Source organism: Pandoraea sp. NPDC090278 (assembly GCF_044772185.1).
In the GTDB taxonomy this organism is placed as follows: domain Bacteria; phylum Pseudomonadota; class Gammaproteobacteria; order Burkholderiales; family Burkholderiaceae; genus Pandoraea.
The window spans coordinates 162094-183208 of record NZ_JBIVYJ010000005.1 but is presented as its reverse complement, the minus strand read 5'-3'; the positions used below and the strand labels follow the sequence as shown (position 1 = coordinate 183208).

Here is a 21115-nt window from a genome sequence, read left to right as displayed (position 1 = left end):
AGGCGTTCAAGCATAGCGTTCGATGGCGAGGCGCACGGCGTTGGCCGCGTTGCGCATCAGAAGACAGGCGACGATGAAGCCGGACAGCGATACGGCAACAATGGCCCAGATCAGACCGGTGGCGGTGCCATGCAGGTGATCCGACATCAGGCCGATGGCGACGGGACTGCCGGATTGCATCAGCACCGTCGTCAGCACGCCGATGGCTGCTACGCGTGAGCGCAGATACGGCGGACAGATGCTCTGCATCAGACCCGGGAACATGATCATCCCGGCCACGACGCACATGAACTGAGCGCCGAAGAGGAGGTAGACGTACGACACAGACGGCGCAATCAGATAACCGAGGCTGACGACGCAGGCCCCGAGCGCGCCCCACTCGCATACGCGCAGCGGTGCGAGCACACCGAGTCGGGTGGTGAGGCGGCGCGCCACGAGCCAGCCGAGCACGCACCCGATAACGCTGCCGACCATCGCGGCGCTGCCGAGTCCGGCACCGGCCGTCGCGGGCGTCGCACCGAAGAAGCGCACGGCAACGACCGGCATCCAACTCGTAATACCGGCGAAGGCCATATTGATCAGCGCGATGGCCCCGAAAAAGCGAAGCATCATCGGCATCTCTCGTCGGAAGTACTCCCCGGCCGCCAGCCCCGGCGCTGCCGCCTCCCCGGACGGGGAGGGGACGTCCGAGTGCGCGTAACGCGGACGAATCATCGCGACGATCAGCACCAGCAGCGGCGCAGGGACGGCGACGGCGAAGAACGCAATGCGCCACGCAGACGTGCCTGCCAACCCGAAGGGCAGCGTGGCATGCAGCGTATCGATCCCCTGAATCAGCAGCCCGCCGAGCGCCATGCCTGCGCCGGCGCTCAACAGATTGACCATCGCAAAGACGGAGTTGGCGAGGATGCGCTGACGCGCAGGGAACAGGTCGGGCAGCAAGCCGTAGATGATCGGCATGAGTCCCGCTTCGCCGATGCCCAGACCGATGGAGGCGATAAAGAGCGTCCAGAAGCCGGTCGCCAGACCGCATGCGGCCGTTGCCGCACTCCAGAGCAGGATGCAAAGCGCCAGCACGGCACGTCGGTCCACCCTGTCCGCCAGCCACCCGATGGGGATGGCGGCCGCACCGGCGAAGAGCGCGATACCCGCCCCTTGTAACAGCCCGACCTGAATGTCGGCAAGGCCGAATTCGGCGCGGATGAGTTCGGCCAGAAGCACCAGCATCTGGCGGTCCACGTTGGCAAAGAAGGTCACGACGACGAGGGCAAGCAGCCCGAGCCACGCGCCGACCCCCGCGTAGCGGGCGCGGCGCGTCCTGGCGGCATACCCCGGCGTACCCGGTGTATCGGTGTTCGTTTCCAGCATTTGTAGTCCAGTAGTAGGGCGAGTGAGGCGTCTGACGCGTCAGCGCGCGAGGCCGCTGGCGAACGCTCGGGCGGTCATTGTGCGAACCGCTCGTTGCCGACGAGGCCGATGCGCGTCACGCCCAGCTTCTGCGCGGACGCCATGACCATCGCAACCGCTCGGTAGGGCGCTTGTGCGTCGGCTCGCAGGTGCAGCTCGGTGGGCGGCGTGGACGTCGCAGCTTCGGTGAGATGGGTTTCCAGTTGGGCGCGGTCGGCAAGCGGCGAGCCGTCCCACGCCACGACACCGCTTGCGTCGACGTCGACCTGCACGACGAGCGGCGGCGCTGGCGGCGTGGCATTGGAAGGCGTGGGCATGTCGAGTTTGACGGCATGCGTCTGGATCGGGATGGTGAGGATCAGCATGATCAGCAGCACCAGCATGACGTCGATGAGCGGCGTCGTGTTGATCTCCACCATGATGTCGCTGTTCTCGCCAGCGCCCGATGGCATGGTCATGGCCATGGCAGTCTCCTGGGGTGGTACGCGCCTCGCGCTATTGGCGCGGCGGCGCTTCTGTAATGAAGTCGACCTTGGCGATGCCTGCTCGCTGGCACATGAGGACAACGCGTCCAATGGCCGCATAACGCGCATCGAGGTCGCCACGAATGTGGACTTCGGGCTGCGGGGTCAGCACGGCGACCGCCTTGAGTTTGTCCAGCAGCGTCGCGGCGTCGGGAATGCGTCGCTCGTCCCAATACACCTCGCCATCGTGGGTGACGGCGAGGACAACGTTCTGGGGCGTGGTCTGCAGCGGTTGAACCGCTTCCTTCGGCAGCGTGACGGGCACGGTGTGCGAGACCACGGGAATCGTGATCAGGAAGATGATGAGCAACACGAGCATCACGTCGACGAGCGGCGTCGTGTTGATCGTCGCCATGACCTCGTCGTGCTCTGCGCCACCATTCCCTTCGGATACGGTCATCGCCATGACATCACCCGACGCGAGCGACTTGCGAGGTGCGCGTCGCCACGATGGCCGACGCGGTCGTCTTGCCCGTGAGCAGCACGTTGTGCAGTTCGCTGCCGAACTCGCGCACGCGTTCCATGACGGCCTTGTTGCGACGTACGAGCCAGTTGTAGCCCAGCACCGCAGGCACGGCCACGGCCAGACCGATGGCCGTCATGATCAGCGCTTCGCCGACCGGCCCCGCCACCTTGTCGATGGACGCCTGACCGGCAATGCCGATGGCGGTGAGCGCGTGATAGATGCCCCACACCGTGCCGAAGAGCCCGACGAACGGTGCGGTCGAGCCGACCGTGCCCAGGAACGACAGCCCGTCCTGTAGGCGATTCGAGACGCCCGTCATGGAGCGTTCGATAGCGGTGGCGACCCAGGTATTCAGATCGACCTGTTCGAGCAGCGCGCCGTGGTGATGATCGCGTGCCGACAAGCCGGTTTCGGCGATGAAGCGAAACGGGCTGCCCTCATCGAGCGAGCGCACCCCTTCCGAGAGCGACGACGCACTCCAGAACTTCTGCTCTGCTGCGCGCGCCCGGCGCAGCACCTTGGCCTGTTCGAGCAGCTTGGCGACGATGATGTACCAGCTCCCCATCGACATGATCACGAGGATCAGCAGGGTCCCGCGAGCGATCATGTCGCCGCCTTCCCATAGGGCCTCCAGACCATAGGGGTTCGTGACCGTGGTGGCGGCATGCGCGCTGAGCGACGCAAACGCCGTCATCATCGATACCACGGCCATCGGGACCGTGAGGCCGCGTGCACGCGACGTGACGCGAGATTGGAACTGAAACATGGTTGTCTCCTTGACGTAAATCAGGGTGGAAGATGGGCTGTTGAGCACAGCCTCAATTGAGTTGGAAATCGAACGGGACTTGCACACGGACCTCTTGTCCTTGTGCAACGCACTGGAACTGTCGCACTGCGTTCTCGGCCGCACGGTCGAGCACTGACGCGGCGGAACGGGCGACGCGAAGCTGCTTGATCTGCCCGTCGGTGCCGACCACGAATTCGACGAGCACGCTGCCCGTGATGTTGTCGCGCTGGGCTTCTCGCGGATAACGGATCGCGGCACGCACTTGCGCTGAGTTCGGGCAGACGACGCCGACATTGGCGGGCACGGGCTTGCTGGGCGGTGCGGGCGGCGCGACCGGCGCGGTCTCGACGGGCTTGTCGGCCTGCGCGGCGATGGCGTTCGGCTGCGGCGCGGTCTGCACCTGCACTTCGGGCGGCGGCACGTAAGCCTTGGGCTGAACGACGGGGCGCGGCGCGGGCGCGATCTTCTTCACCGGCGGTGGCGGGGGCGGCGGAGGAGGCGGTTTGATCTCCTCGATGATTCGTGTCTCAATGGGTGCCTGGATGATCGTCGCGACCCGGGTGGCGAGGCCACTGAGCAAGGCGTACAGAATCAGGGCGTGCAGCAGCAGTGCAACACCGATACCGAGCATTCTCCGGGCGGGCGGTTTGGGTTGGGCGTAATTCATGGACTACGTGTCTCCTGCCTGCTTATGTCTTGTGTGGAGTCACGTTACGGCGCGGGTATTTCTGGTTCATCTCGACTTTGTATCGGGTTTGATACATAGCGCAGACGATGCGAAGACGACGCGTAGTCGACGAATGGGCTTGCCCACCAAATGTTTCAGGACTGCAACAATGCAGCAAGAATGCCTGCACGTTCCTCGCGGATAATCAGGGTGTGGAGACGCCCGGCGAGGGGAAGGGAAGGGGGATACCTCGACGTGCCGGAGACTAAAAGGGGAAAATAAACATGGCAACGCATGTACTTGTCGTCGACGACGACGCGCAGATCCGCAGTCTGCTTTGCGATTGCCTTGCCGATTTCGGCATGACCTGCATGCAGGCGGCCAACGGCGAGGAGATGCACCGGGTGCTGGAGCACAGCGACATCGATATCGTTGTGCTGGACCTGATGCTGCCGGACAGCGACGGCCTGACGCTCTGCCGGGAACTGCGCACGACGTCGGACATCCCGATCATCATGCTCACGGCACGCGGTGAGATGACCGACCGCATCGTGGGGCTTGAACTCGGCGCAGACGACTATGTGGTGAAGCCGTTCGAGCCGCGTGAGCTGGTGGCGCGAATCCAGACGATCTTGCGTCGCACGAAAGCGCAGGCGAGGTCGGCGACCGAACAGAAGGATGAGCGGAAATTTGCGGGATGGCGTCTGAGCCTGATCGGCCGCCATCTCATTGCCCCGGACAACACCGTCATCCCGCTCTCGAACGCGGAATTCCGGCTACTCAACGCGTTTCTTTCCGCGCCGGGGCGTGTGCTCAGTCGGGAGTACCTGATGGATACGGCGCGGGGGAAGTCCATCGACGCGTTCGACCGCAGCATCGACGTCCAGATATCGAGGCTGCGGCACAAACTGCGCGAAGACATCAAAGAGCCGCGCCTGCTGCGTACGATTCGCGGCGAAGGCTATATGCTCGACGTGCGCGCGCAAACGGAGATGGAGAGGTAAGGGGCGTGAGCGCCTCGGCCTCTGTCTACGGCAAATTCTCCCGAAAGATCACCTGGCTGCGGCTGGCTTCCACACCGGCGGACAGGTCGCGCTTTTCGCGCAGGTTCGCGAAGATGCGCACGCAGTTCATGATGGCACTCTGGGGGCTTTGGGTGATGACGGCGTCCATCGTGCCGTCGATCAGCATGGCGCGGGTATCCGGCGTGAGACCGTGGCCGATGAACACCACCTTGTGTTCCTTGCCCACTTCCTTGAGTGCGCGTCCCACACCTTCCGATCCGCCGCCGATGTTGTAGATCGCGGAGAGCTCGGGGTGCTGTTCGAGTAACGCGCGCGTCTGGCGATAATTGACCTGCTCGTCGTCGTAGCCTTCGCGTAGCCCGACGACCTGCATCTGCGGGTATTGCTCGGAAAACAACTGCAAGAACCCGGCCTCACGCTCTACGTGCGCTTTGTAGCTGAGCGACCCGGCAATCAACGCCACTTTTGCATGTCGCTTCTGACCGACGAACCGGGCAATCAGATACGCCGCTGTGCGTCCCGCCGAGCCGTTGTCGAGTCCCACGTACGCGATGCGCCGTGAGTGCGACAGATCGGAGACCAGCGTGACGGTCGCGACGCCTTCGTTGGCCAGCGTGTCGACCGCTTCGCGCACCTTCGGGTGTTCGAGCGGCATGAAGGCCACGCCGTCGCAGCCGCGTCCACGACCCAGCAACGCGGATGCCATCGCATCCGGATCGAACCCCTGAATGAATTGCACTCGGCAATTGACGTTGTACGGTGCCCATTGCGTTTGCGAGCACTGCACCCACTCGCCGAGCATGCGCAGAAACTTGCTGCTCCGGTCGGGGAGCACGAACAGCAACTGCGTTGGCGGCGACAGGCGTACTGCTTCCAGGTCCTGCTCCGGCAAATACTTCAGCTCGCTCGCGGCGAGCAACACGCGCTGAACCGTCGTCTGACGCACGCCCTCCCGGCGATGCAGCACCCGGTCGACCGTGGCGGTCGAGACGCCCGCCATTCGGGCGATGTCCGCCAGATTGGGCATGTTTCGTCGCATGGAAGTGAGTCCCTCTGAGTGTTTCGATGATCGTACCAAACGCAGCATACTTCATCAAAGCACATCAAATCGCATCATGAAATCGGGTTGGTCGATTGCCGGTTTGCCGCCTATCGTACGACTTCATAGCGCATTGAAATGCATCGAAACGCATCGCAAGACCGGTGCGAAGAGAACGAAAAGAACAGGAGACGGGAGATGGCAGGAGCAGACGTGTCGACGTCGCGTCGGCTGGAGGGCCGTGTGGCGTTGGTGTTCGGCGCCGGTTCGGTCGGCGACGGCTGGGGCAACGGCAAAGCCGCCGCAGTGGCTTATGCGCGACAGGGCGCCAGAGTGGTCGCCATCGATCGCGAGGCGCAGGCGGCCGACATCACGCGCGAGGTCATCGCCGGTGAAGGCAACGACGCCATCGCCGTGGCCGCCGACGTCACCCGCTGGGCGGACGTCCAGCAAGCGGTCGCCGCCGCCATCGAAACCTACGGCCGCATCGACATTCTTCATAACAACGTGGGCATCACGTCGCAGGGCGGCCCGGTGGAAACCACCGAGGAAGTCTGGGACCGCGTGATGGCGGTCAACGTCAAGAGCATGTTCCTGACGTGCAAGGCCGTGCTGCCGACGATGGAAGCGCAGGGTAGCGGCGCCATCGTCAATATCGGTGCGCTCGGTGGTGTTCGCTGGACGGGGTATGCCTACTGTGCCTATGCGGCGTCCAAAGGCGCGGTCAATTCGCTTACGCAAAGCGTGGCGTTGCAATACGCCGCCAAGGGTATTCGCGCCAACTGCATCCTGCCCGGTGTGATGGACACGCCGCACATCTACCAGCAGATCTCCGGCTTCTACGACAACACACAGGCGATGGTCGAGGCGCGCAATCGCCTCTCGCCGACCGGGCGCATGGGCGACGGCTGGGATGTCGCCAACGCCGCCGTATTCCTCGCGTCCGACGAGGCGTGCTACATCAACGGCGTAGAGCTGCTGGTCGACGGCGGCATGCACGTACGGTGCAATTGACTGCGGTGCAATCGACAATAGTGACGAGACGAAAACCACAATATCAGGAGACATGCGGATGACCAGTTCAACTTCACAAGGCCGACGCAACGTACTGCGCGCGCTTTCTGCTCTGCCCGCACTGGGCGTGGCCGGTGTTGCCGGAGTGACGGGTGTGCTGCCGCGCACCGCACGTGCCGCTGCGCCGCAATACGTGTTCAAGTACGGCAACAATCTGCCCGTCAGCCACCCGCTGAACGTTCGTGCGCAGGAAGTCGCGGCGCGTATCGCCGCTGAAAGCAAAGGACGCATGGAGCTACGCGTGTTCCCCAACAACCAGTTGGGCGGCGACACGGACATGCTCGCGCAGGTGCGCAACGGTGGCATCGATATCTTCAACGCAGGCACCATGGTGATTGCGACGCTCGCGCCGATCAGCGCCATCACGGCCGTCGGCTTTGCGTTCTCCAGCTACGACCAGGTGTGGCATGCCGTGGATGGCAAGCTCGGCGACACCATCCGCGCGGCCTTTGCGAAGACGGGCCTCTACACCTTCGAGAAGATGTGGGACAACGGCTTCCGTCAGATCACGAGCGGCAACAAGCCGATCACGAAGGCCAACGATCTTTCCGGCATGAAGATCCGTGTGCCGGTCAGCCCGATGGGCATCTCGCTGTTCAAATCGCTGCAAGCCTCCCCGACGAGTCTGCAATTCAGCGAGGTCTACTCCGCACTGCAAACGCGCGTGGTGGACGCACAGGAAAACCCGCTCGCCATCGTGCAGACGGCGAAGCTCTATGAAGTGCAGAAGTTCTGCTCCATCACGAATCACAGTTGGGACGGCTATCACCTGGTCGTCAACGGCCGGTCGTGGAAAAACCTTCCGGACGACCTGAAGACCATCGTCGCACGTGCGTTCAACGAAGCCGCCATCAAGCAGCGCGAAGATGTCTACGCGCTCAACACCGGGCTGCAAAACGAGCTGGCGAGCAAGGGGCTGGCCTTCAACTCGGCGTCTCCGGAAACGTTCCGCACGCAATTGCAGAAGTCGGGTTACTACGCCGAATGGCAGAAGAAGTTCGGTGCAGAAGCCTGGGCGTTGCTCGAAGCGACCGCAGGCAAGGTGGCCTGAGATGACGCCGCGTCCCGCGCATCCGTCTGCCGCGTCAGGGCTGCATGCCGCTGACGTCGATACCCCGGCACACGGCTGGCGCGCGTTCGTGTCGGGGTTGGATCGCGCCATCGGCTGGCTGACGGAGATCCCTGCGGCACTGCTCGTGCTGGCGGACATCGTCGTCATGCTCGCGGGGGTGATTGCGCGTTACGTGTTCCATGCGCCGCTCGTCTGGGGGGACGAACTCGCTGGCATCCTTTTTCTCTGGATGTCGATGCTTGGCGCGGTCGTAGCGTTGCGGCGTGGCGAACACATGCGCATGACGGCGTTCGTCGGCAAGGCGTCGCCGGGGACGCGCGCGTTTCTCGACATGCTGGCGGTCGCCGCCGCGATGGCGTTCCTTCTACTGATCGTGCATCCGGCGTACGAATACGCGTCGGAGGAAGCGTTCGTCGTCACACCGGCCATGGAAATCAGCAACGCGTGGCGTGCAGCCGCCTTGCCCGTAGGCATGGCGCTGATGTTGCTCGTGAGCGTGCTGCGACTGCTGCGCGCAGCGCCTGCGTGGCGCACGGTACAGGCGATGGCGGTCGTCGCGCTCGTATGTGCGGGCTTCTGGCTGCTGGGGCCGTCGCTCGAACCGCTCGGTCGCTGGAATCTGGTGATCTTCTTCGCGGGTGTTGTCGGCGCATGCGTGTTTGCTGGCGTGCCGATTGCCTTCTCGTTCGCACTGGCGACGTTCGGCTTTCTTGCGCTCACCACGACTACACCCCTGGTCGTGCTCGTCGGTCGCATGGACGAGGGCATGTCGCATCTGATCCTGCTGGCCGTGCCGTTGTTCGTCTTTCTCGGGCTGTTGATCGAGATGACCGGCATGGCGCGCGCGATGGTGCAGTTCCTCGCGAGCATGCTCGGCCACGTGCGCGGCGGGCTGAGCTATGTGCTGATCGGCGGAATGTACCTGGTCTCGGGAATTTCCGGCTCGAAGGCTGCCGACATGGCCGCCATCGCGCCGGTGTTGTTCCCCGAGATGAAAAAGCGTGGGGCAGATCCGGGCGATCTCGTGGCGTTGCTCTCGACCACGGGCGCACAGACCGAAACCATTCCGCCGTCGATTGTGCTGATCACCATCGGTTCGGTGACGGGCGTGTCGATCTCTGCATTGTTCACGGGCGGCTTGTTGCCGGGTGTCGTGCTGGGCGTGGCGCTGTGCTGCGTGGTCTGGTGGCGCTATCGCCATGAAGATCTGTCGGGCGTCGAAAAGGCGAAGAAGGGCGCTGTGATGAAGGCCTTCGTCTACGCGTTGCCAGCCGTGGCATTGCCGTTCGTGATTCGCGCGGCGGTGGTCGAAGGCGTGGCGACGGCCACCGAAGTGTCGACCATCGGCATTGCCTACTCGGTGCTGGCGGGATTGTTCATCTACCGGCAGTTCGACGCGCGGCGTCGGTTGCCGATGCTGATCGAAACGGCGGCGCTCTCCGGAGCCATCATCTTCATCATCGGGGCGGCGACGGGCATGGCCTGGGGGCTGACACAGTCGGGCTTCGCACAGGATCTCGCGTCGGCGATGGAGCGCATGCCGGGGGGCGCAGCAGGCTTTATCGCGGTGTCGGTGGTCGCGTTCATCGTGCTGGGCAGCGTGCTCGAAGGGATTCCGGCCATCGTGCTGTTCGGGCCGCTGATGTTCCCGATTGCGCGCGCCGTCGGCGTGCACGAGGTGCACTACGCCATGGTGGTCGTGCTGTCGATGGGGCTGGGGTTGTTCGCACCGCCGTTCGGTGTCGGGTACTACGCAGCGTGTGCCATCGGCAAAGTCGATCCGGCGAAGGGCATGCGCGCGATCTGGGGCTACCTCGTCGCACTCGTCATCGGGCTGATCTGCGTCGCAGCGATTCCGTGGATCTCGACGGGCTTCCTGCACTGAGCAGCAGTACAGAAGAGAGCGCAGCCCACTCGGCTGTCACACAAAAACACATTCAACACAATCGCGAATCCGGTGAGCGAGGGAGATCCTCGCGCGCACGGCGACGCACGCATTACGAACGTCACAGCAAAGAACAAGGGACGACCCATGAGCAGATTCTTCGGCGAGATTCGTCAGGTGGCATACCTCGTGCCCGATATCGAGGCGGCAATGACCTACTGGTCGGACGTCCTCGGCGTCGGTCCCTGGTACTACAACCCCAAGGTGCCGATCCGCAACTACACCTATCGCGGCGAGTCGTTCGAGCCGCACAATTCGGTCGCGCTCGCCAATGCGGGTGGCCTCCAGATCGAACTGCTGCAAATTCGCAACGATGTGCCCTCGATGTACCGCGACTTCCTCAGTGCAGGGCGCACCGGCGCGCAGCACGTGGCGTACTGGACGGACAACTTCGACGAGGATCTGGCGCGCGCGCAGGCGGCAGGCTTCAAGGTCTGCATGAGCGGCGAAGTGGGCGCGAACGGACGCTTCGTCTACTTCGAAGATCGCGACGCGGACCCGGGGTGTCATCCGGGAACGACCATTGAGCTGTCGGAAGTGGCTGGCCCGAAAGGCACGCTCTTTCGCATGATTCGCGAGGCCGCCGCCGATTGGGACGGCCGTGACCCGGTGCGTGTCTTTCCTGACCTGTCGAAGCTATGAGTCCGATGCTGAATGCGACCTATCTGATCGAGACGCCACTCGATCCGCGCGCGGTGGCCGAAGTGATGGCGGGCGAGCAGTCGTGCGGCACGTTCACGCGTGTGGAGGGCGAGACCGATGCGCTGCGCGAGCGCGCCCGCGCCATCGTCGAGTCGGTGGAGACGGTGGAGACGGTGGGCGAGGTCGCGACGGCGTCGCTGCCCAACGCCTATCTTGAACGCAAGGGCATTCGCGGCCCGTGGCACCGGGCGCGCGTGCGTATCGCGTTTCCGACGGACAACGTCGGCGCGAACCTGCCGACGCTGGCGGCCACGCTCGCGGGCAATCTTTACGATCTCGGCGAAGTGACCGGCATGCGGCTGGAGCGGGTTTCGTTGCCTGCGACATACCGTGACCAGTTCGATTTCCCGCGCTATGGCATCGCAGGCACACGCGCTGCAACGGGCGTGTCGAGCGGTGCGCTGGTCGGCACGATTCTCAAGCCGAACGTCGGCATGAGCGCCGAGGACACGGCCGCGCTGGTGGCGCGCCTGTGCGCGGCGGGTGTCGATTTCATCAAGGACGACGAGGTCTGCGCCGACCCGATCCATGCGCCGCTCGCGAAGCGCGTACCGGCGGTGATGGCTGCCGTGCGCGAACATCGCGAGCGCACTGGCAAGCAGGTCATGGTCGCGTTCAACATTACCGACGAGACGGATGCGATGCGTCGTCATGCCGATCTTGTGAAGCGAGAGGGCGGTAACTGCGTGATGGTGAGCCTGAACTGGTGCGGCTTTTCGGCCGTGCAGACGTTGCGCCGTCACACCGATCTCGCGATCCACGCCCATCGCAACGGCTACGGCGCGATGTCGCGCGACCCGTCACTCGGCATTGGCTTTCAGGCGTACCAGACGCTCTGGCGACTCGCGGGCGTCGATCACATGCATGTGCACGGCCTGCAAGGCAAGTTCGCGCAGGCCGACGAAGAGGTCATCGAATCGGCGCATGACTGCTACCGGCCGTTGGCTGAGGGCAACGCCGCTGGTCAGGCGGACACCGTCATGCCCGCGTTTTCCTCGGGCCAGTGGGCGGGCACCGTCCCGGCGACCTGGCGCGCAGTGGGACGCGACGATCTGCTGTTCATGGCGGGTGGCGGCATTCTGGCGCACCCGGACGGTCCTGCGGCCGGTGTGCAAAGCCTGCGCGATGCATGGCGAGCCGTTCGCGAGGGGCACAGCCTTGAGGACGCTGCGATGCACTCGTCGCCGCTCGCGTCGGCATTGCGCTTCTTCGGTCGCTGATCGGTAGGACGACATGGCCCTCGAATCGAAAGCGACCGCGCGGCATCGTCCGCATCTGCTCTATTACGGCGATGACTTCACGGGCGCGACGGACACACTCGCGACCGCTGCGCAAGCCGGACTGCGCAGCATATTGCTGCTCGCGCCGCCGACTGAGGTGCGTCTGGCAGCGCTGGGCGAGATCGACTGTCTGGGCATCGCGGGCATCGCACGCTCGCTGGCCCCTGCGCAGATGCGCGACGAGCTCGCGCCGGTGGCCGACCTCGCGCGACGCCTTCAGCCGCGCGTGCTGCACTACAAGACCTGTTCGACGTTCGATAGTGCGCCGGAAGTCGGCAGCATCGGCGAGGCCGTGCGTCTGCTGTCCCCGGCGATGCCCAGCCGGTGGGTGGCGATTGTCGGCGGTCAGCCGAACCTGCAACGCTTCTGTCTTTTCGGCAATCTCTTTGCAGCGGCAGGTGCAGGCGGCGACGTGTTCCGGATCGACCGCCATCCGACGATGAGTCGACACCCGGTTACACCGATGAGCGAAGCGGATTTGCGGCGGCATCTGGCGGGGCAGGGGCTGGAAGGCATCGGGCTGATTCCGTGGACGAGTTATGACGCCGATGCCAAGCATTCGTCGTCCGCGCGGTTGCTCGCGTTGCGCGAGGCGGGGGCGAGGTACGTGTTGTGGGATGTTGCGCGACAAAGCGACTTGGTTGAAATCGGGGCAGCGCTTTGGACGGCCGCCGAACACGCGCCGCTACTGGCCGTCGGCCCGAGCAGCGTGACGCAGGCGATGGCGAGCGCCATGCCGCAACGCGCAACGCTAAAGTCGGGGGGTGTTGCGGCGGCTTCCGGGCCGGTGCTGGTGTTGGCGGGGAGTCTTTCTCCCGTGACTGCTGCACAAGTGGCCGCAGCAAAGTCGTTCGAGATCGTACGCCTCGATGCCGTGCGACTGACGGAGGCGGGCGGGCAATATTGCGCGTCGGCAGCCTCGGAGATTGCGAGACACCTCCGGGCTGGCCGTCATACGCTGGCTTGTACCGTCCCTTCTCAGGGAGCTACGGCGAACGAGGGCACGATCAACGCGCTACGTCTCGCGCAGGCCGGAGGACGATTGCTCGCACAAGTGCTGCGCGAAGTGCCGGTGTCGCGCATGGCCATCGCGGGAGGCGACACCTCCAGCCACGGCATGCGTGCGCTCGATGCCTGGGGGCTAACCTATGCAGGGACACTCGCACCGGGTGCGCCGCTGTGCGTTCTCAAAAGCGATGTGTCGACGTTCGACGGCATGGAGATTCTGCTCAAGGGTGGGCAGATGGGCGGGGAGGATCTCTTCGAGCGGCTGGTGCACGGTGCCTGACTTAGGCCACATAGGTCAGACATGCCGCGCATCGCATGGCGACGCGCGGCATGTCTGCGATCACGCCTGCTGACGCGTCGCGGCCAGCACGATCTCCCGGATGCACACGCCATCCGGCTGCGAGTACGCGAAGTAGATGGCATTGGCCACATCTTCCGCGGCCAGCACCTTACCGCCCATGTCCGCTTTCCACGCTTCGTAACCCGTCTTGATGGCGTCGTCGGTGGTATGGCTGAGCAGGTCGGTGTCCACCGCCCCCGGGGCGATGGTCACGACGCGCACGTTATGCGCCGACAATTCCTCGCGCAGATTCTCCGACAGCCCGTGCACGGCGAACTTCGTGCCGACGTACGCGACGTGATTGGGGAACGTCTTGCGACCCGCCACCGAGCTGATGTTGATGATGGTGCCGTGCTTGCGCGCGACCATGCCCGAGGCGACGGCGTGCACGCCGTTGAGCACCCCTTTGATGTTCACGTCGATCATGCCGTCCCATTCCTTCGGATCCTGACGCGTCACGTCGCCCAGCAGCATGACACCGGCGTTGTTGACGATGGCGTCCGCCGGGCCGAAACGGTCTTCGGCTTCGCGCACGGCGGCGTCCAGTGCATTCCTGTCGGTGACGTCGACCGAGCGAGCCAACGAGTTCGGCAAATCCAGCGACTGCATCTTGTCCAGCCGACGCGCGAGCAACAGCAGCGGATGGCCGTGCGACGAGAAGAGGCGGGCGGTCGCGACGCCAATGCCGGAACTGCCACCGGTAATGACGACGAGGGGCTTTTGCGATGCAGTCATGAGAGACCTCCAGATATCGGTTCGATTTATGTGTAAGCGTTGAATCAAAGTCTAGACACAAATACCGACGGCGAAAAATGCATTATTCTTTTCGCAGGAATCGGAGAAACTTATGGATGGCCGTCAGCTAAAGGCGTTTATCGCCGTCTTTGAAGAGCGCAACATCACGGGGGCCGCGCGCCGTCTCCATCTTAGTCAGCCCGCGTTGTCCGGCACGATCAAAAGTCTTGAGGACTTGCTGGGCACGCAACTCTTTCTGCGCGAAGCGCGCGGCGTCGCCGTGACCGAGGCCGCCCGCATTCTCTATCCGCAAGCCCGCCGGATTCTGTCTCAGACCGATTCCATGACGAGACAATTCCGTCAAAGTGGGCATGCATCGGGTATCGATATCGGCATCGAAGCCGATATTGCGGCGCAGGACGTCGCGCGATTCATTGGCCTTGCGCAGCGCGCAGTGCCCGCGCTGTTCGTCAGTCTGCTCGACGGCTGCAAGGGCGACGCGCGCCTGTCCACCGAGGACGCGCGCTGTGAGGACGAACTGTTCTTGCCGCTCTTCGTCGAGCCCTACGTGCTGGCGATCCCCGAGGGGCGCGTTGCCGATGCTCTGCCGTGGATCGTCTGCCCGACGCATCCGACACACCAGCGCTTGCTGCCGTACTACGGCGCGGCGGCGGGCGCACCGGCTGCGCACGCGGAAACCCTCGGGCTTGCGCTGAATCTGGTCGCGGCCGGGTTGGGGGCTTGCGTCGCGCCCGAGTCATTGGCGCGGGGGCATGCCGGAATTGCCGTCCAGCCAATCGACGGCTTCGAAATGTCTCGCCGCGTGGGCCTTTGCTACGCCGTGCAGGCTTTGGACAAACCCGTTCTGGCGACGCTGGTCGAGCAACTGCGGGCCGACGCGTCGGCGGTGGCGGCCTGACGTCCAGGCGTCTCCCTCGAAGGGAGGGCACTTGACGCACAACCAACCAACTAGTAGATTGGCTGCCATTGGATGCTGTCATCGGCGTCAAACCCGCGCGTGAGGTTGAGTTTCACGGGCCATTTCGTCTTATTGAGTTGAGGACTATGAGCGTCGAGCTGTCTCCCCGGGCGACCGAAATCGCAGAGCACACGAAGCGACTGCTGGCGGCGGGTGGTTATCACGGGTTCAGCTACGCCGATCTGTCCGAGCGGGTGAACATCGGCAAGGCCAGCATTCACCACCATTTCCCGAGCAAAGCGGATCTGGTGCTGACGGTGGTCAAGCGGCATCGCGAGCAGGCGCGCGATGGGCTGGCGGCGCTCGATCAGCACGTGGCCGATCCGACGGCACGTCTCACCGCCTACACGAACTACTGGGCGGAGTGCATTCGCGATGGTTCGATGCCGATGTGCATCTGCGCCATGCTGGCGGCGGAACTGCCGATGATCCCGGCGGAAATCGCCGACGAGGTGCGACGCTATTTCGACGATCTGACTACGTGGCTCGCATCGGTGCTAGAAGCCGGTGTGGCGCAGGGGCAGTTCCGGTTGAACGGCAGCGCGCTGGTCGAGGCGCAGGCGTTCATGTCTACGGTGCACGGGGCGATGTTGACGGCACGGGCACTCGGCAGCGCCGATTCGTTTCAGGCGATCGCACAGGTGGCGATCAGCCGCTTGAGCGTGGCGAAATGACGGACGAATCATCGTTCGGACGAGCAGGTAGCAAGGGCGCATTCGCGCCCATTTTTTGAAGCATCAAACCAACCAACTAGTCGGTCGAAGGAGTCCCCTCCATGCCTCATCCTATTTCCACCTTGGGCGCGTTTCATACCGCCGTCAGTGTCGTGACGTTCGCGGCGGGTATCTCCAGCTTCGTCCGCTATCGAAAGATCGCTCCGGCCAGTCGTTCCGGCCGACTTTATCTGATCGGGATGTTGATTTCGGTGCTCACGTCGTTCGGGCTATCGAGCACCGGCGGATTCAACGTCGGCCATGCGCTGGGCATCCTGGCGTTGCTCGCGACGCTGGGCGGTTTGCTCATCCCGAAGATCGATTTTCTGGGACGTGTGCGCCCGTACCTCTCCCAGTTCGCTTTCGGGTTCAGCTTCTTTTTGCTGCTGGTGCCGGGGATCAACGAGACGCTGACGCGATTGCCTGCGAGCCATCCGCTCGCGAGCGGTCCGGATTCGCCGCTCGTGCGCGGCGCGCTCGGCGCGTGGCTGGGTATCTTCGTGCTCGGCTCGATTGTGCAATTCTTGTGGCTTCGTTCGCAACGTAGCCGCGCGTAAGCGACAGCGTGACGGTGCGTGCGGGAGGGCGTCGACATCGATTCGACGCTCTCCCGTTTCGAAGCAATATCAGGCGACGCCGTCGAGCGCGAAGTCGACCGCTGCCATCGCATGCAATTCGGTGGTGTCGAACAGCAGCAGTTCAGTGTGTTCCGGCTTCACGAGCAGCGAAATCTCGGTGCAGCCAAGGACGATGGCTTGTGCGCCGCGTGCGGCGAGCCGTTGCATCACGTCCAGATAGACGGCGCGCGATGCGTCGCTGACGATGCCGACGCAAAGCTCATCGTAGATCACACGATGCACGGCGGCGCGGTCGTCGCTGTCCGGCACGAGCACGTCGAGTCCGAACTTCTGGTGCAGTCGTGACTTGATGAAATCCTGCTCCATCGTGAACGCCGTCCCCAGCAGGCCGACGCAGCTAATCTCGCGTGCTTTGGCCGCATGTCCGACCGGGTCCGCGACGTGGATGAGCGGGATCGAGACCGCGTCTTCGATGTAGTTCGCCAGCTTGTGCATCGTGTTCGTGCACAGCACCACACAGTCAGCGCCCCCTGCTTCCAGACGCTTCGCCGCCTCGCGCAACATCACACCGGCGTCATCCCAGCGGCCCTCATGCTGGGCACGCTCGATCGGGCCGAAATCCACGCTGAACATCAAGGTCTGCGCAGAGCGCAGCGGGCCGAGCTTCGCCTGCACCGCCTCGTTGACGATGCGGTAGTACTCCACGCTGGATTGCCAGCTCATGCCGCCGATCAAGCCAATAGTGCGCATGAATATTCCTTGTTCGGTGAAGACGATGTCCGCTTGATGTGGGCGTGACTTCCGCTTTATTTACTTAACGACGCACCAGCGCCACAACGTAGACGCAAGGCTGCTTGCCTGCGTTGAGGAAAGTGCACGGGGCGGGTGGTCCGAGCTGAAGGCAGTCGCCTTCCTTGAGTTCGTACGTCAGCTCACCCTCTTCGAACGTGAGCGTTCCCTTGCGCACCCAGATCTGCTGATGCTGAAACGTGAAGGCCGACGACGGATACGACACGTTCACGCCCGGCGGCAACGTCACTTCCAGCAACTCCAGCATGCCGCCATTGCGCGGTGAGACCGCACGACGCAGATAACCCGTTTCCGGGTCCTGCCAGACCAGTTGCTCGGCTTCGCGGCTCAGTCGTTCGCCGGATTGTTCGGCGAGCGAAAGCAACATCGACAGTTGCAGACCGAATGCGCCCGAGAGACGGCCGAGCAGTGCGGCCGTCGGGCTGGCTGCGCCACGTTCGATCTTGCTGATCATCGCCTTCGAGACACCGGAGCGTTCGGCCAGATCGCCCAACGACCAGCCGCGGGATTCGCGCTCGATACGGATGCGATGCGAAATCGCGGGCGTCGGGTCCACCATCGGGGGAGTCATGCAGAGATTCCAAGGGTTTCGGGTTGCGAAATTATACAAGTCACCTCTATCACGACCCGGAAATTTAGCGTTTACCCCCATCCGAAATATTTTTGATCGTAGTCAAACGTCTACTATAGTAGACGGCAACAACGGATCGAACCGCATTGGTCCCGCCCCTAATTTGTTGCAGACAAGGAGTCAACATGCCCCGTGAAATTCGACTGAACGCCTTCGAGATGAACTGCGTGGGTCATATCCAGCAAGGTCTGTGGACGCACCCCCGCGATCAATCCACGCGCTACAGCGAGTTGCAATACTGGGTCGACTACGCGAAGAAGCTGGAGAAGGGTCTTTTCGACGGGATGTTCTTCGCCGACGTGGTCGGTGTGTACGACGTCTATGGCGGCAACGCCGACGCCGCGCTGCGCAACGCCGTGCAAGTCCCGGTCAACGATCCGCTGATGCTGATCCCGGCCATGGCCGCTGCCACGCAACACCTTGGCTTTGGCGTCACAGCCAACCTGACCTACGAACAGCCGTTCCTGTTCGCGCGCCGCATGTCGACGCTCGATCACCTGACGGGCGGGCGCATCGGCTGGAACATCGTGACGGGCTATCTCGATAGCGCTGCGCGCGCCATCGGCATCGAAGGACAGATCGCACACGACGACCGCTACGACCTGGCAGACGAGTACATGTCGCTCGTCTACAAGCTGTGGGAAGGCAGTTGGGACGACGACGCCGTGCTGGCCGACCGCGCCGGTGGCGTCTACGCCGATCCGTCGAAGGTGCGCGTGATTCATCACCACGGCAAGCAATACAAGGTCGACGCGATGCACCTGAGCGCGCCGTCGCCGCAACGCACACCGGTGCTGTATCAGGCCGGTTCGTCGCCGCGCGGTTGCCAGTTCGCGGCCACTCACGCCGAGTGCGTCTTCGTGAACGGCCAGAAGATGGAAGGCGTGAAGGAGATCGTCGACACGATCCGCGCAGAGGCTGTGAAGTACGGCCGCCAGGCGAGCGACGTCAAAGTCTTCATGGGCGCGACGCCCATCGTGGGCCGCACCGACGCCGAAGCAAAAGAGAAGTTCGAGGAGTATCGTCGTTATGTCAGTTCGGAAGGCGCGCTCGCACACGCGGCTGCGTCGCTGGGCATCGACTTCGCCAAGTACGACATCGACGAGCCGATCGATACCGGCAAGAGCCAGGCCATCGTGTCGAACGTCACGGCCATGACGCGTGCCGCCGGTCCGCAATGGACGCGCCGCAAGCTGCTCGAACAGATGGTGCTCGGTAGCCGCCAGACGCCGTGGATCGGCTCGGCGCAGACCATTGCCGACCAGATGATGGCGTGGAGCGAGGCAACGGGGATCGATGGCTTCAATCTGTCGCGCACCGTCGTGCCTGAGTGCTTCGAAGACGTGATCGATCTCGTGGTGCCGCTGCTGCAGGAGCGTGGCGCGTACAAGACCTCGTACGGCGACGGCACGTACCGCAAGAAGCTCTTCGGTCACGACCGTCTGCCGCAAACGCACAGCGCTGCGCAGTACCGCTCGGGCGCGAAGTAAGCGTCCCCGTCAAACCGAACCGACACGTAGCATCGAACGAGGTGAAGGAAATGGACAAGAGCACGGTGGACAAATCGATCTTCCGCGAAGCGATGGCTGGCCTGGGCGCTGCCGTCAACGTCATCACCACCGACGGCCCCGGCGGGCTTGCCGGATGCACGGCCTCTGCCGTATGCGCCGTCACCGACGATCCGCCCACGCTGCTCGTCTGCATCAACCGGGCGAGCCGCAACAACGCCGTGATGCGCGAGAACGCACGCCTGTGTGTGAACGTGCTGTCGGCCGACCAGCGCGACATCGCCATGCAGTTCGCGACGAAGGATCTGTCGATCGAAACGCGTTTCGCCAGCGGCGACTGGGACACGCTGCATACCGGTGCTCCGGCGTTGCAAGGCGCGGTGAGCGTGCTCGACTGCGAAGTGTCGTCGATCACCGAAGTCGGCACGCACACGGTCTTCTTCTGCGAAGTGAAGGCGGCGCGTTCGGCCGGGGCGCTCGACGGCCTGATCTATTTCGCACGTGGCTTCCACCGCGTCGGCATGGTCGCGCAAGCGGTCTCCGCCTGAGGACGTACTGCGCATGAAGTCTCCATCCACCCTGCGCACCCTGCGAGAACACGGCGCACCCGACGGCAAGCTCGCTTCACTGGTGATTGTGCTGTTGGCGCAAGTGGCGGCGATGGGCGTCTGGTTTTCGTCGTCGACCGCCGTCGCGCTCATCAAGCGCACGCAGGCGATTGCCTCGGGGGACGAGGCGATGCTCACCGGTGCGGTGCAGCTCGGGTTCGTGATCGGCACGGTCGTGTCGGCCACGCTCGCGCTGCCCGACCGGTACGACCTGCGCCGGATCTTCGCGGCGTCGGCGCTGATGGCGGCGCTCTCGACCGGTGCGCTCGCCGTGCTGCCGCCGACGGGACCGGTGGTGATTCTGCTGCGACTGATCACGGGCATTTGCATGGCCGGTGTCTACCCGGTCGGCATCCGCCTTGTCGCGACGTGGGCCAAAGCCGACCTCGGTCTGCTGATCGGCTTGCTGGTCGCCGCGCTCACGCTGGGCTCCGCGAGTCCGCATCTTGTCGGTGGCTTGCAGGATCTCGACTGGCGCTGGGTCTATCTCGCGGCAGCCACGCTGGCGGTGGCGTCGGGCGTGGCCATCGGCTTCGCGGAGATCGGACCGAACATCAAGCGGGCGGCGCGCGTCGACTTCACGAAGGTCACGCAGGCGTGGCGCGACCCGGCGGTGCGACTGGCGAATCTGGGCTATCTCGGCCACATGTGGGAGCTGTATGCCATGTGGGCATGGCTCGGCCTGTTCTTGCAATACACGTTGAATTTGCACGGCGTGACGGACTTCCACGAGAAGGCCGAGATGCTGACGTTCGCGGTGATCGCGTTCGGCGCGGTCGGTGCGTGGGCGGGCGGCATGCTTGCGGATCGTCTGGGTAGAACGCTCGTCACGATGGGCGCGATGGCGCTCAGCGCGACGTGCGCCGCAGTGATCGGCTGGCTGCCCGCGGCCCCGCTAGCACTCGTCGTAGGTGTCGCATTCGTGTGGGGCTTCTCTGTGATCGCAGACTCGGCGCAGTTTTCGGCGGCCGTCGCGGAGCTGGCGGACCCGACGTCGGTCGGCACGCTGCTCACCGCACAGACGTGTGCTGGCTTCCTGCTCACGCTCGCCAGCATCCGGCTGGTGCCGGTGATCGTGGCGCATCTCGGCTGGCAGGGTGGCATGGGCGTGCTCGCCATCGGACCGGCCCTCGGCTGTGTGGCGATGTGGCGATTGCGTCAGCACCCGGCGTCGCTGCGCATGGCCGGTGGCAAGCGATAGCCCGATAGCCCGATAG

At 64.0% G+C, this 21115-nt stretch carries 22 protein-coding genes; 13 read left to right on the top strand and 9 right to left on the bottom strand.

Going from position 1 to position 21115, the window contains the following annotated elements:
- Nucleotides 1–6: 6 nt before the first annotated feature.
- From ACIQWO_RS18660 to ACIQWO_RS18640, 5 genes are all read right to left on the bottom strand, one after another.
- The gene (locus tag ACIQWO_RS18660; RefSeq protein ID WP_402827270.1) at nt 7–1368 is read right to left on the bottom strand and encodes an MFS transporter; all 1362 of its coding nucleotides are present in this window, start codon (nt 1366–1368) and stop codon (nt 7–9) included.
- 74 nt (nt 1369–1442) lie between these two features.
- Entirely contained in the window at nt 1443–1871 is a 429-nt protein-coding gene (locus ACIQWO_RS18655; RefSeq protein WP_402827267.1) for an ExbD/TolR family protein, read from the bottom strand.
- 31 nt (nt 1872–1902) lie between these two features.
- Entirely contained in the window at nt 1903–2337 is a 435-nt protein-coding gene (locus ACIQWO_RS18650; RefSeq protein WP_402827264.1) for an ExbD/TolR family protein, read from the bottom strand.
- 4 nt (nt 2338–2341) lie between these two features.
- Nucleotides 2342–3109, bottom strand: a complete 768-nt coding sequence (locus tag ACIQWO_RS18645) for a MotA/TolQ/ExbB proton channel family protein (RefSeq protein WP_402828218.1) — start codon at nt 3107–3109, stop codon at nt 2342–2344.
- A 106-nt stretch (nt 3110–3215) separates the two neighbouring features.
- Nucleotides 3216–3851: an energy transducer TonB gene (locus tag ACIQWO_RS18640; protein ID WP_402827261.1), complete on the bottom strand. Its 636-nt coding sequence runs from the start codon at nt 3849–3851 to the stop codon at nt 3216–3218.
- Nucleotides 3852–4135: 284 nt separating this feature from the next.
- Between ACIQWO_RS18640 and ACIQWO_RS18635 the strand changes: the two genes are divergently transcribed.
- The gene (locus ACIQWO_RS18635) at nt 4136–4855 is read left to right on the top strand and encodes a response regulator (RefSeq protein WP_402827258.1); all 720 of its coding nucleotides are present in this window, start codon (nt 4136–4138) and stop codon (nt 4853–4855) included.
- Nucleotides 4856–4880: 25 nt separating this feature from the next.
- On the opposite strand, the gene ACIQWO_RS18630 is transcribed toward ACIQWO_RS18635, so the two are convergent.
- The gene (locus ACIQWO_RS18630) at nt 4881–5915 is read right to left on the bottom strand and encodes a LacI family DNA-binding transcriptional regulator (RefSeq protein WP_402827255.1); all 1035 of its coding nucleotides are present in this window, start codon (nt 5913–5915) and stop codon (nt 4881–4883) included.
- A gap of 198 nt (nt 5916–6113) precedes the next feature.
- Between ACIQWO_RS18630 and ACIQWO_RS18625 the strand changes: the two genes are divergently transcribed.
- The 6 genes from ACIQWO_RS18625 to ACIQWO_RS18600 all read left to right on the top strand — a co-directional run bounded on the left by ACIQWO_RS18625 (nt 6114) and on the right by ACIQWO_RS18600 (nt 13276).
- Entirely contained in the window at nt 6114–6929 is an 816-nt protein-coding gene (locus tag ACIQWO_RS18625; RefSeq protein ID WP_402827252.1) for an SDR family NAD(P)-dependent oxidoreductase, read from the top strand.
- A 58-nt stretch (nt 6930–6987) separates the two neighbouring features.
- Nucleotides 6988–8040 carry a TRAP transporter substrate-binding protein gene (locus ACIQWO_RS18620; RefSeq protein ID WP_402827249.1) on the top strand — a complete coding sequence of 351 codons (1053 nt, stop codon included), beginning with the start codon at nt 6988–6990 and terminating at the stop codon, nt 8038–8040.
- Between the two features lies 1 nt (nt 8041).
- A complete protein-coding gene (locus ACIQWO_RS18615) occupies nt 8042–9946 on the top strand; it encodes a TRAP transporter large permease subunit (RefSeq protein WP_402827246.1) in 1905 nt (634 codons plus the stop codon).
- Between the two features lie 147 nt (nt 9947–10093).
- Complete coding sequence (locus tag ACIQWO_RS18610) at nt 10094–10648, top strand: VOC family protein (protein ID WP_402827243.1); 555 nt, start codon at nt 10094–10096, stop codon at nt 10646–10648.
- Nucleotides 10645–11928: a ribulose-bisphosphate carboxylase large subunit family protein gene (locus tag ACIQWO_RS18605; RefSeq protein WP_402827240.1), complete on the top strand. Its 1284-nt coding sequence runs from the start codon at nt 10645–10647 to the stop codon at nt 11926–11928. The genes ACIQWO_RS18610 and ACIQWO_RS18605 overlap by 4 nt, the downstream gene beginning before the upstream one ends.
- A gap of 13 nt (nt 11929–11941) precedes the next feature.
- On the top strand, nt 11942–13276 hold the full coding sequence (locus ACIQWO_RS18600; protein ID WP_402827237.1) for a four-carbon acid sugar kinase family protein: 1335 nt from the start codon (nt 11942–11944) through the stop codon (nt 13274–13276).
- Between the two features lie 60 nt (nt 13277–13336).
- On the opposite strand, the gene ACIQWO_RS18595 is transcribed toward ACIQWO_RS18600, so the two are convergent.
- The gene (locus ACIQWO_RS18595; RefSeq protein ID WP_402827234.1) at nt 13337–14071 is read right to left on the bottom strand and encodes an SDR family oxidoreductase; all 735 of its coding nucleotides are present in this window, start codon (nt 14069–14071) and stop codon (nt 13337–13339) included.
- 112 nt (nt 14072–14183) lie between these two features.
- Between ACIQWO_RS18595 and ACIQWO_RS18590 the strand changes: the two genes are divergently transcribed.
- The 3 genes from ACIQWO_RS18590 (at nt 14184) to ACIQWO_RS18580 (ending at nt 16320) form a co-directional block, all read left to right on the top strand.
- The gene (locus tag ACIQWO_RS18590) at nt 14184–14990 is read left to right on the top strand and encodes a LysR family transcriptional regulator (protein WP_402827231.1); all 807 of its coding nucleotides are present in this window, start codon (nt 14184–14186) and stop codon (nt 14988–14990) included.
- A 146-nt stretch (nt 14991–15136) separates the two neighbouring features.
- A complete protein-coding gene (locus ACIQWO_RS18585) occupies nt 15137–15724 on the top strand; it encodes a TetR/AcrR family transcriptional regulator (RefSeq protein WP_402827228.1) in 588 nt (195 codons plus the stop codon).
- A gap of 101 nt (nt 15725–15825) precedes the next feature.
- Nucleotides 15826–16320, top strand: coding sequence for a hypothetical protein (locus ACIQWO_RS18580; RefSeq protein WP_402827225.1), 495 nt, complete (start codon nt 15826–15828; stop codon nt 16318–16320).
- A gap of 69 nt (nt 16321–16389) precedes the next feature.
- Here the strand turns inward: ACIQWO_RS18580 and ACIQWO_RS18575 are convergent, their stop codons facing one another.
- Together ACIQWO_RS18575 and ACIQWO_RS18570 are read right to left on the bottom strand one after the other, a co-directional pair.
- Entirely contained in the window at nt 16390–17091 is a 702-nt protein-coding gene (locus tag ACIQWO_RS18575; RefSeq protein ID WP_402827222.1) for an aspartate/glutamate racemase family protein, read from the bottom strand.
- Nucleotides 17092–17155: 64 nt separating this feature from the next.
- Nucleotides 17156–17722, bottom strand: a complete 567-nt coding sequence (locus ACIQWO_RS18570; protein WP_046291224.1) for an XRE family transcriptional regulator — start codon at nt 17720–17722, stop codon at nt 17156–17158.
- A 185-nt stretch (nt 17723–17907) separates the two neighbouring features.
- Here ACIQWO_RS18570 and ACIQWO_RS18565 point away from each other — a divergent pair, with 185 nt between their 5' ends.
- Genes ACIQWO_RS18565 through ACIQWO_RS18555 form a run of 3 tightly spaced genes read left to right on the top strand, consistent with a single transcriptional unit; the run spans nt 17908 to nt 21099 of the window.
- Nucleotides 17908–19272, top strand: a complete 1365-nt coding sequence (locus tag ACIQWO_RS18565) for an LLM class flavin-dependent oxidoreductase (protein WP_402827217.1) — start codon at nt 17908–17910, stop codon at nt 19270–19272.
- A gap of 50 nt (nt 19273–19322) precedes the next feature.
- Nucleotides 19323–19838, top strand: coding sequence for a flavin reductase (locus ACIQWO_RS18560; protein ID WP_150577400.1), 516 nt, complete (start codon nt 19323–19325; stop codon nt 19836–19838).
- Nucleotides 19839–19851: 13 nt separating this feature from the next.
- Entirely contained in the window at nt 19852–21099 is a 1248-nt protein-coding gene (locus ACIQWO_RS18555) for a nitrate/nitrite transporter (protein ID WP_402827213.1), read from the top strand.
- Nucleotides 21100–21115 lie beyond the last annotated feature (16 nt).

What these genes read in the sequence shown, in the direction of transcription:
- ACIQWO_RS18595 (WP_402827234.1), bottom strand. Translation starts at nt 14,071, where the DNA reads ATGACTGCATCGCAAAAGCCCCTCGTCGTCATTACCGGTGGCAGTTCC.
- ACIQWO_RS18580 (WP_402827225.1), top strand. Translation starts at nt 15,826, where the DNA reads ATGCCTCATCCTATTTCCACCTTGGGCGCGTTTCATACCGCCGTCAGT.
- ACIQWO_RS18555 (WP_402827213.1), top strand. Translation starts at nt 19,852, where the DNA reads ATGAAGTCTCCATCCACCCTGCGCACCCTGCGAGAACACGGCGCACCC.
- ACIQWO_RS18615 (WP_402827246.1), top strand. Translation starts at nt 8,042, where the DNA reads ATGACGCCGCGTCCCGCGCATCCGTCTGCCGCGTCAGGGCTGCATGCC.
- ACIQWO_RS18610 (WP_402827243.1), top strand. Translation starts at nt 10,094, where the DNA reads ATGAGCAGATTCTTCGGCGAGATTCGTCAGGTGGCATACCTCGTGCCC.
- ACIQWO_RS18655 (WP_402827267.1), bottom strand. Translation starts at nt 1,871, where the DNA reads ATGGCCATGACCATGCCATCGGGCGCTGGCGAGAACAGCGACATCATG.
- ACIQWO_RS18625 (WP_402827252.1), top strand. Translation starts at nt 6,114, where the DNA reads ATGGCAGGAGCAGACGTGTCGACGTCGCGTCGGCTGGAGGGCCGTGTG.
- ACIQWO_RS18635 (WP_402827258.1), top strand. Translation starts at nt 4,136, where the DNA reads ATGGCAACGCATGTACTTGTCGTCGACGACGACGCGCAGATCCGCAGT.
- ACIQWO_RS18600 (WP_402827237.1), top strand. Translation starts at nt 11,942, where the DNA reads ATGGCCCTCGAATCGAAAGCGACCGCGCGGCATCGTCCGCATCTGCTC.
- ACIQWO_RS18570 (WP_046291224.1), bottom strand. Translation starts at nt 17,722, where the DNA reads ATGACTCCCCCGATGGTGGACCCGACGCCCGCGATTTCGCATCGCATC.
- ACIQWO_RS18620 (WP_402827249.1), top strand. Translation starts at nt 6,988, where the DNA reads ATGACCAGTTCAACTTCACAAGGCCGACGCAACGTACTGCGCGCGCTT.
- ACIQWO_RS18575 (WP_402827222.1), bottom strand. Translation starts at nt 17,091, where the DNA reads ATGCGCACTATTGGCTTGATCGGCGGCATGAGCTGGCAATCCAGCGTG.
- ACIQWO_RS18585 (WP_402827228.1), top strand. Translation starts at nt 15,137, where the DNA reads ATGAGCGTCGAGCTGTCTCCCCGGGCGACCGAAATCGCAGAGCACACG.
- ACIQWO_RS18660 (WP_402827270.1), bottom strand. Translation starts at nt 1,368, where the DNA reads ATGCTGGAAACGAACACCGATACACCGGGTACGCCGGGGTATGCCGCC.
- ACIQWO_RS18590 (WP_402827231.1), top strand. Translation starts at nt 14,184, where the DNA reads ATGGATGGCCGTCAGCTAAAGGCGTTTATCGCCGTCTTTGAAGAGCGC.
- ACIQWO_RS18645 (WP_402828218.1), bottom strand. Translation starts at nt 3,109, where the DNA reads ATGGCCGTGGTATCGATGATGACGGCGTTTGCGTCGCTCAGCGCGCAT.
- ACIQWO_RS18630 (WP_402827255.1), bottom strand. Translation starts at nt 5,915, where the DNA reads ATGCGACGAAACATGCCCAATCTGGCGGACATCGCCCGAATGGCGGGC.
- ACIQWO_RS18640 (WP_402827261.1), bottom strand. Translation starts at nt 3,851, where the DNA reads ATGAATTACGCCCAACCCAAACCGCCCGCCCGGAGAATGCTCGGTATC.
- ACIQWO_RS18565 (WP_402827217.1), top strand. Translation starts at nt 17,908, where the DNA reads ATGCCCCGTGAAATTCGACTGAACGCCTTCGAGATGAACTGCGTGGGT.
- ACIQWO_RS18560 (WP_150577400.1), top strand. Translation starts at nt 19,323, where the DNA reads ATGGACAAGAGCACGGTGGACAAATCGATCTTCCGCGAAGCGATGGCT.
- ACIQWO_RS18650 (WP_402827264.1), bottom strand. Translation starts at nt 2,337, where the DNA reads ATGGCGATGACCGTATCCGAAGGGAATGGTGGCGCAGAGCACGACGAG.
- ACIQWO_RS18605 (WP_402827240.1), top strand. Translation starts at nt 10,645, where the DNA reads ATGAGTCCGATGCTGAATGCGACCTATCTGATCGAGACGCCACTCGAT.